Here is a 7,378-nt window from a genome sequence, read left to right on the forward strand (position 1 = left end):
GTTGACGGGTTCACAAATCCCTCAATGACTGGAACAATGTCGGCCACTTTTCATGCGGTTTTCTCGAGGTCGCTCCGGTGCAGATTCAGGGTCATTACACGCTCCAGTTCGAAGCGGTACGTGAAGCGTTTGCCGCATTGTTCGATGACCCTCAGGAGCGCGGTGCCGGGCTTTGCATCCAGGTCGGCGGCGAGACGGTTGTCGACCTGTGGGCCGGCACCGCCGATAAGGACGGCGCCGAGGCCTGGCACAGTGACACGATCGTCAATCTGTTCTCCTGCACCAAGACCTTCACTGCCGTCACCGCCCTGCAGCTGGTAGCCGAAGGCAAGCTGAAGCTGGATGCGCCCGTGGCCGATTACTGGCCGGAATTTGCCGCAGCGGGCAAAGCGTCCATTACCTTGCGCCAGTTGCTCTGCCATCAGGCCGGGCTGCCGGCGATCCGCGAGATGCTGCCCATCGAAGCCCTGTACGACTGGCAACTGATGGTCGATACCCTCGCGGCCGAAGCGCCGTGGTGGACACCCGGCCAGGGCCATGGCTACGAGGCGATCACCTATGGCTGGCTGGTCGGTGAACTGTTGCGCCGTGCCGATGGGCGCGGGCCTGGAGAGTCTATCGTGGCGCGGGTGGCGCGGCCGTTGGGGCTGGATTTTCACGTGGGCCTGGCGGACGAAGAGTTTTACCGTGTCGCCCATATAGCCCGCAGCAAGGGCAATATGGGCGATGCTGCGGCACAACGGTTACTTCAAGTAATGATGCGTGAACCCACGGCAATGACTACACGTGCATTTGCCAATCCGCCGTCTATTCTGACCAGCACTAATAAACCCGAATGGCGGCGTATGCAGCAACCCGCGGCAAATGGTCACGGTAATGCACGCAGCCTGGCCGGCTTTTATAGTGGTTTATTGGACGGTAGTTTGCTGGAAAGCGACATGCTCGAACAATTGACCCGCGAACACAGTATCGGGCCGGATAAAACCTTATTGACCCAAACCCGTTTCGGCCTGGGCTGCATGTTGGATCAACCGGAGTTGCCCAATGCTACGTTCGGCCTTGGTCCGCGCGCATTCGGGCATCCGGGGGCAGGGGGCTCGGTAGGGTTTGCCGACCCTGAGCATGATGTAGCCTTCGGTTTTGTGACTAATACCCTGGGGCCCTATGTACTTATGGACCCACGGGCTCAGAAGTTGGTCGGAATATTGGCCGGTTGTCTATAAACCCCTTGCTGTTTCACAATTTTTTGTTACAAAGGCACGTATAAGAAGACGCTGAACGCAATGATGTAACTTCAATGTTCTTTAAGCGTCTGGTTAACGGGGCATGTGGCCCCTTGGTTTTTTCTCATTTTGTGGATATCTCATGTTATCGAACAAGTCCTTGGCACTGGCGCTGTGCCTCACTATTACCGGCTGTGCACAAACTCCACAAAATGATGCCGAAGGTGGGCACTGGTGGTCATTTGGATCAGATAAAGCTGCTACCAAGGACGCAGTGACCCAGACCGACGCCAAGCCGGATGCCAAGCCCGCCGCCGATGCCAAGCCTGTTGCTGACGCCAAGCCCGCTGCCGACGCCAAGCCTGTCGCGCCTGTCGCCGCAGCGCCTGCTCCGGCAGCCAAGAGCGACACCGGCTTCAACTGGTGGCCATTCTCCGCCAAAAGCGCCGACGACAAGGCCGCCGAGGCCAAGGCCGACTTGAAAGCCGACCTCAAGGCCGCCACTCCTGCACCGGACACTGCGCCTGTCGTGGCCAAGACCGACACCGAAGCCCATTGGTGGTGGCCGTTCGATACCAAGCCCAAGCCACTGGCCAAGGTCGATGTGACCAACGTGCAGATGCCCGATCCAAAAATCACCCAGGCCTGGCTGGACGATTACGAGCCGCGCCTGCGCGCCGCGATCAAGGACAGCAACCTGCAATTGGAACGTCGCGACAACGTACTGGTGGTGATTGCCCCGGTAGACGGTTCATACAACCCGAAACGCCCGGCGATGCTGCTGCCGGTGACCCTGGGTCCGTTCACGCGCGTCGCCAAGGCCGTTGAAGCCGATCCCAAGACCGCCGTACTGGTTCTGGGCCACGTTGATGCCACCGGCAGCGCTCCGGCCAGCCAGGCGCTGAGCAAGGAACGTGCGCAGTCGATCGCTTCGATTTTCAGCCTCAGCGGTTTGAAGCAGGACCGCCTGATGCTGCGTGGCATGGGCGACCTGATGCCGCGTGCCGCCAATGACAGTTCCCAGGGCCGTGCGCTGAATCGTCGCATGGAAATCATGTTCACTCAGCGTACAACTATGTTGGCGCTGCTGAGCCAGTACAACTCGGGCAAGACTCCGCCTGTGGCTGAAATGGTCGCTGTGCAGGATGTTCCCGCACCGGCCCCGGCGGCAAAAGCCCCGGCCAAGAAAGCGCCGGCCAAGAAAGCCGCCGCCAAGCCGGCTGCCAAGTCAGCCGCTAAAAAGGCCCCGGCCAAGCCGGCTGCGAAGAAACCGGCTGCGACCAAAGCCAAGGCTGCTGCACCGGCGAGTAACGACCAGGCGAAAAACTGATCCGTTGAACCACAAGGATAAAGCCGCATGACCCAGGCACTGGCCGATATGCGCCGTGACTACACACGGGACGGTTTGAGCGAGGCCCAGGCCCCGGATGAGCCGTTTGCCTTGTTCCACCAATGGTTCGCCGATGCGGTGAAAACTGAGCAGGCACCGGTGGAGGCCAATGCCATGACCCTGGCGACGGTCGACCAGGACGGTCGGCCGCACTGTCGCATCCTGTTGCTCAAGGGCCTGGATGCACAGGGCTTTACCTTCTTTACCAACTATCAGAGCGCCAAGGGTGAGCAACTGGCGGCGCGGCCGTTCGCGGCCATGACCTTTTTCTGGCCGACCCTCGAGCGCCAGGTGCGTATTGAAGGGCGCGTGGTCAAGGTCACGCCTGAGGAGTCGGATGCTTATTATCAGGTGCGCCCCCTGGGCAGCCGCCTGGGTGCGTGGGCATCGCCGCAGAGCAAGGTCATTGGTGATCGCGAAGAACTGCAGCAGCTGCTCAAGGCGACTGAACAGCGTTTCAGCGATACCCAGCCCGATTGCCCCGAGCATTGGGGAGGCTATCGTTTGTTGCCGGAGCGCATCGAGTTCTGGCAAGGCCGCGCCAGCCGCCTGCATGATCGCCTCAACTATCGGCTGCAAGCGGGCCAATGGACGCGCGAGCGTCTTGCGCCTTGAGCGTCGCCTTTCGTCATCTCATCTGAATCATGTCCTGTGCGCCGAAGTCTTTATGTACGAGATTTCGGCGTTTTCGGCTGTACGACTACACTGATCAACCAGGCTATGGCATGGTGCGGCTTAGCTACCGTTCGTCGAATCCTGTGGTACCGACAGTCTGTACTCAGGCTGAATGAAAGCACTTTTTTGCCTGGCTTGCCGTGACAGGCGCCAAGCCGCAGCGTTTAATGAATACCTGTCCTTTGGAGTTGATGCTATGCGTAAGTCTGTTTTACTAGTTGCCTGCTTTACTACCCTGTCCTTGCTGTTGGGTGGCTGCGCCTCGAGTCTGACCGGCGACTCCTACTCCCGTGACGAGGCGCGTCGTGTACAGACCGTTCGCATGGGCACCATCGAATCCCTGCGTCCGGTGAAAATCGAAGGCACCAAAACCCCAATCGGCGGCGCTGCGGGTGCAGTCATCGGCGGCGTTGGCGGCAGCGCCATCGGCGGCGGCCGTGGCAGTATCGTCACCGCTGTGATCGGCGCGGTGGCCGGCGGCCTGCTGGGTTCGGCCACCGAAGAAGGCCTGACCCGCACCCAGGGCGTGGAAATCACCGTTCGCGAAGACGACGGCAGCATGCGCTCCTACGTACAAGCCGTGCAGGAAAATGAAATTTTCCGCATTGGCGACCGCGTACGCATCATGACGGTTGACGGTACCAGCCGCGTTACCCGCTAAGCGGTCAGCGAAAGGCAAAGAAAAACCCCAACCGGGTGACTGGTTGGGGTTTTTTGTTTAATGGGCCGTGATCTTACGGTCTAAAAAATCCTAATTGCGCATAAAAAAAACCGCCTTAGTAGGGCGGTTTTTTATCGCAAGGCCATATCAAGCTAACCTTGCAGGCTCACAGAACGCAATGACATGGTCGGAATATTACTGCCGGCTGCGGTATCTGGCAAGAAGCCGTTGTAAAGCAGCACTAGCGCTTCTGATACTTTTTTTGTCAGAAAGAAATTGAAAATAAATAACAAAATTCGCCGTGCGCTTGGTCACACCTTCGGCGGGCAGCTCAGTTAGTATCGACGCCGTTCTACGTTCGTCATCCTGTGAGTAGGCCGGGTCAATGAGCAAGTTTTTGGACCCGCCGCCACGGGCTAGTAATCCGTGCCGGATTGATGCGGAGGGCCCGTCAACCCTGCCGCCTCATAGAACGCAATGACAGCATTCGAAGGCCCACGTGTTCCGGTAAGTGCGCTGGAGGTAAGGCCCAACGCTTGGAGGGCCGAGTATGTCTAAGTTTGCACGACGTACGTGGAACCTCGTAGTGAATGCCCTGCGTGTTTATCACGTATGGGTATTCCTGCGCGACAGCTTCGATGACCTGTAAGGTCTGAGAAGTGGAGCCGCCTCGATTCAGTTCGAGGCGGCTTTTTGCTGTTTGGATATCACCCGACTAGGCGGTGACGGCTTTCTTGCGACTCGCCATCGCCGTCACCGCATAACCGATACACGCCGCCAATATCGAACCGGTCAGAATCCCCATGCGATCCTCGCCGGCAAACTCGCTGACGCCCGGTACGAACGCCAGTGAGCCGACAAACAGGCTCATGGTAAAGCCGATACCACACAGTATCGCTACCCCCAGCACCTGGCCCCAGTTAGCGCCGCTGGGCAGTGAGGCGATGCCGGTCTTGATGGCCAGCCAGGTCAGGCCGAACACACCGATGGTCTTGCCGATCAACAGGCCGGCGGCAATGCCCATGGGCACGTGGTGGGTAAAGCTCTCGAGGCTGACGCCGGTGAGGGACACCCCGGCGTTGGCAAACGCGAACAGCGGCAGGATGGCGTAGGCCACCCACGGGTGCAGGGCATGCTCCAGGGTCAGCAGGGGCGAGGTTTCGGCATTACGGGTGCGCAGTGGAATGCAGAACGCCAGGGTCACTCCGGCCAACGTGGCGTGCACGCCGCTCTTGAGTACGCACACCCACAGGATCAGGCCGATGATCAGGTACGGCCCAAGCTTGACCACACCCAGGCGGTTCATCGCGATCAAGGCGATCAGGCAGGCCGCTGCGCCTGCCAGGGAAGCCCCGGACAGGTCGGCGGAATAGAACAGCGCAATGACGACAATGGCGCCCAGGTCGTCAATGATTGCCAGGGTCATCAGGAACAGTTTCAGCGACACCGGCACACGCTTGCCCAGCAGTGCCAGGACGCCCAGCGCAAAGGCGATATCCGTGGCCATCGGTATCGCCCATCCGGCGAGGGCCGCAGGGTTGTCCTTGTTCAATGCCCAGTAGATGAGCGCGGGTACGACCATGCCGCCGATCGCCGCCGCACCCGGAAGCACCACCTGCGACGGTTTGGACAGGTGACCGTCGAGCAGCTCGCGTTTGACCTCCAGACCGATCAGCAGGAAGAACAACGCCATCAGGCCATCATTGATCCACAACAAGGCGGGCTTGGCGATTTGCAGCGCGCCAACCTGGGCCACCACGGGCGTGTCGAGAAAGGCGCCGTACAGGTGCGACAAAGGTGAGTTGTTGATAATCAGCGCCAGGGCAGCGGCAGCGATCAGCAACAGACCGCTGGCGGCCTCCAGCTGGAAGAAACGGGTGAAAGTGCTACGCAGAGGCAAGGGATGCTCTCCAATCCAGGTTCAATAGGTGCGTACCCTAACCCGTACCGTTAGTTGTTAAAACAAAAATTATATTCTTATTTGTTATAAGCATTCGGTAGAGCTGGCGTTGCGTCTAAGCCTAGCAATTGTGTGTCCAATTGAGTCGTTACTGTATCTGTGTGCAGTGTAGGAAACCCCCTAATATCAGGCCCAAATCCTTAGAGAAGTCTCGTCATGAGTGACCACCGTCCCTGGGCCCGCGAAGCCATTCGTATCATTGAAGCGGATTTTCAGCGCAGCGCCGACACCCACCTGATCCCGTTGCCATTGCCGGGCTTGCCGGGTATCGAGCTGTACTTCAAGGATGAGTCCAGCCACCCGACCGGCAGCCTGAAGCACCGGCTGGCGCGTTCGCTGTTCCTGTACGCGTTGTGCAACGGCTGGCTGAAGCCGGGTGCACCGGTGATCGAGGCTTCCAGCGGTTCGACGGCCATTTCCGAAGCCTATTTCGCGCGCCTGCTCGGCCTGCCGTTCATTGCCGTGATGCCCGCCACCACCTCCCAGGAAAAGATCGCCCAGATTGCCTTTTATGGCGGCAAGAGCCACCTGGTGCAGGACCCTACGCAGATCTATGCCGAGTCCGAACGCCTGGCGCAGGAAAGCGGCGGGCACTTCATGGACCAGTTCACCTACGCCGAGCGCGCCACCGACTGGCGCGCGAACAACAACATCGCCGAGTCGATCTTCCAGCAGTTGCGTTTCGAGCAACACCCGGAGCCCAGTTGGCTGATTTCCAGCCCCGGCACCGGCGGTACTACCGCGACCCTGGGACGCTATGTGCGCTATCGCCAGCATTGCACCCGCGTGCTGTGTGCCGATGCCGAACGTTCGGTGTTTTTCGATTATTACCTGAGCGGCGACGCCAGTCTGCGCCTGGACTGTGGCTCGCGGATCGAAGGCATTGGCCGGCCACGGGTCGAGGCCTCATTTTTGCCTGCAGTGATCGATGCGATGGTCAAGGTGCCGGATGCGCTGTCCCTGGCAGCCATGCATTACCTGGCCGAGCGGTTGGGGCGGCGAGTGGGGGGCTCCAGCGGGACGAACCTGATCGGTGCACTGGTGGCTGCGCAACAGATGAAAGCGGCGGGGGAGTCGGGGTCGATCGTGGCGATTCTATGTGATGGGGGAGAGCGCTATGCCACCACTTACTACGATCAGGCGTGGCTGGCGGGGCAGGGCTATGACTTGCAAGGGTTGATCGCGGCCGTTGCGGCAAGTGTCGAGCAGGGAGAGTCACTGCCCGACAGCATCCTGCGCGCCAATATCTGAAACACCGCAAACCAAATGTGGGAGGGGGCTTGCCCCCGATTGCGGTGTGTCAGTCAAAGAGGCTCCGACGGAACCACTGCTATCGGGGCATAGGTATCTACACAATTGTGGTGCGAAACCGCACCTGTGGCGAGGGAGCGGACGCGTATCTACCTGACGCTCCGAGGTCCAAATGTGGGAGGGGCGGTGCGACGATTCGACTTGCCCCCGATGGCGGC

Annotated in this window: 6 protein-coding genes; 5 read left to right on the forward strand and 1 reads right to left on the reverse strand. The window is 59.8% G+C overall.

Annotated features, from left to right (window positions below):
• The first annotated feature begins 77 nt into the window (after positions 1 to 77).
• The 4 genes from BFP90_RS13690 (at position 78) to BFP90_RS13705 (ending at position 3,949) form a co-directional block, all read left to right on the forward strand.
• The gene (locus tag BFP90_RS13690) at positions 78 to 1,223 is read left to right on the forward strand and encodes a serine hydrolase domain-containing protein (protein ID WP_065897006.1); all 1,146 of its coding nucleotides are present in this window, start codon (positions 78 to 80) and stop codon (positions 1,221 to 1,223) included.
• A 142-nt stretch (positions 1,224 to 1,365) separates the two neighbouring features.
• Positions 1,366 to 2,553: an OmpA family protein gene (locus tag BFP90_RS13695; RefSeq protein ID WP_083203246.1), complete on the forward strand. Its 1,188-nt coding sequence runs from the start codon at positions 1,366 to 1,368 to the stop codon at positions 2,551 to 2,553.
• A gap of 27 nt (positions 2,554 to 2,580) precedes the next feature.
• Complete coding sequence (gene pdxH / locus BFP90_RS13700; protein ID WP_065897010.1) at positions 2,581 to 3,228, forward strand: pyridoxamine 5'-phosphate oxidase; 648 nt, start codon at positions 2,581 to 2,583, stop codon at positions 3,226 to 3,228.
• 256 nt (positions 3,229 to 3,484) lie between these two features.
• The gene (locus tag BFP90_RS13705) at positions 3,485 to 3,949 is read left to right on the forward strand and encodes a glycine zipper 2TM domain-containing protein (RefSeq protein ID WP_065886131.1); all 465 of its coding nucleotides are present in this window, start codon (positions 3,485 to 3,487) and stop codon (positions 3,947 to 3,949) included.
• Between the two features lie 715 nt (positions 3,950 to 4,664).
• Here BFP90_RS13705 and nhaA read toward each other — a convergent pair.
• Positions 4,665 to 5,849 carry a Na+/H+ antiporter NhaA gene (gene nhaA, locus BFP90_RS13710; protein WP_065893401.1) on the reverse strand — a complete coding sequence of 395 codons (1,185 nt, stop codon included), beginning with the start codon at positions 5,847 to 5,849 and terminating at the stop codon, positions 4,665 to 4,667.
• Positions 5,850 to 6,065: 216 nt separating this feature from the next.
• On the opposite strand from nhaA, the gene BFP90_RS13715 reads away from it, so the two are divergent.
• Entirely contained in the window at positions 6,066 to 7,160 is a 1,095-nt protein-coding gene (locus BFP90_RS13715; protein WP_065893402.1) for a PLP-dependent cysteine synthase family protein, read from the forward strand.
• Positions 7,161 to 7,378: the final 218 nt, after the last annotated feature.

The organism is Pseudomonas sp. 24 E 13 (assembly GCF_900004715.1).
Classification (GTDB): domain Bacteria; phylum Pseudomonadota; class Gammaproteobacteria; order Pseudomonadales; family Pseudomonadaceae; genus Aquipseudomonas; species Aquipseudomonas orientalis_A.

Bases quoted from the DNA above. Each gene is read 5' to 3' on its own strand.
- BFP90_RS13695 (WP_083203246.1), top strand. From the start codon at position 1,366: ATGTTATCGAACAAGTCCTTGGCACTGGCGCTGTGCCTCACTATTACC.
- pdxH (WP_065897010.1), top strand. From the start codon at position 2,581: ATGACCCAGGCACTGGCCGATATGCGCCGTGACTACACACGGGACGGT.
- BFP90_RS13705 (WP_065886131.1), top strand. From the start codon at position 3,485: ATGCGTAAGTCTGTTTTACTAGTTGCCTGCTTTACTACCCTGTCCTTG.
- BFP90_RS13715 (WP_065893402.1), top strand. From the start codon at position 6,066: ATGAGTGACCACCGTCCCTGGGCCCGCGAAGCCATTCGTATCATTGAA.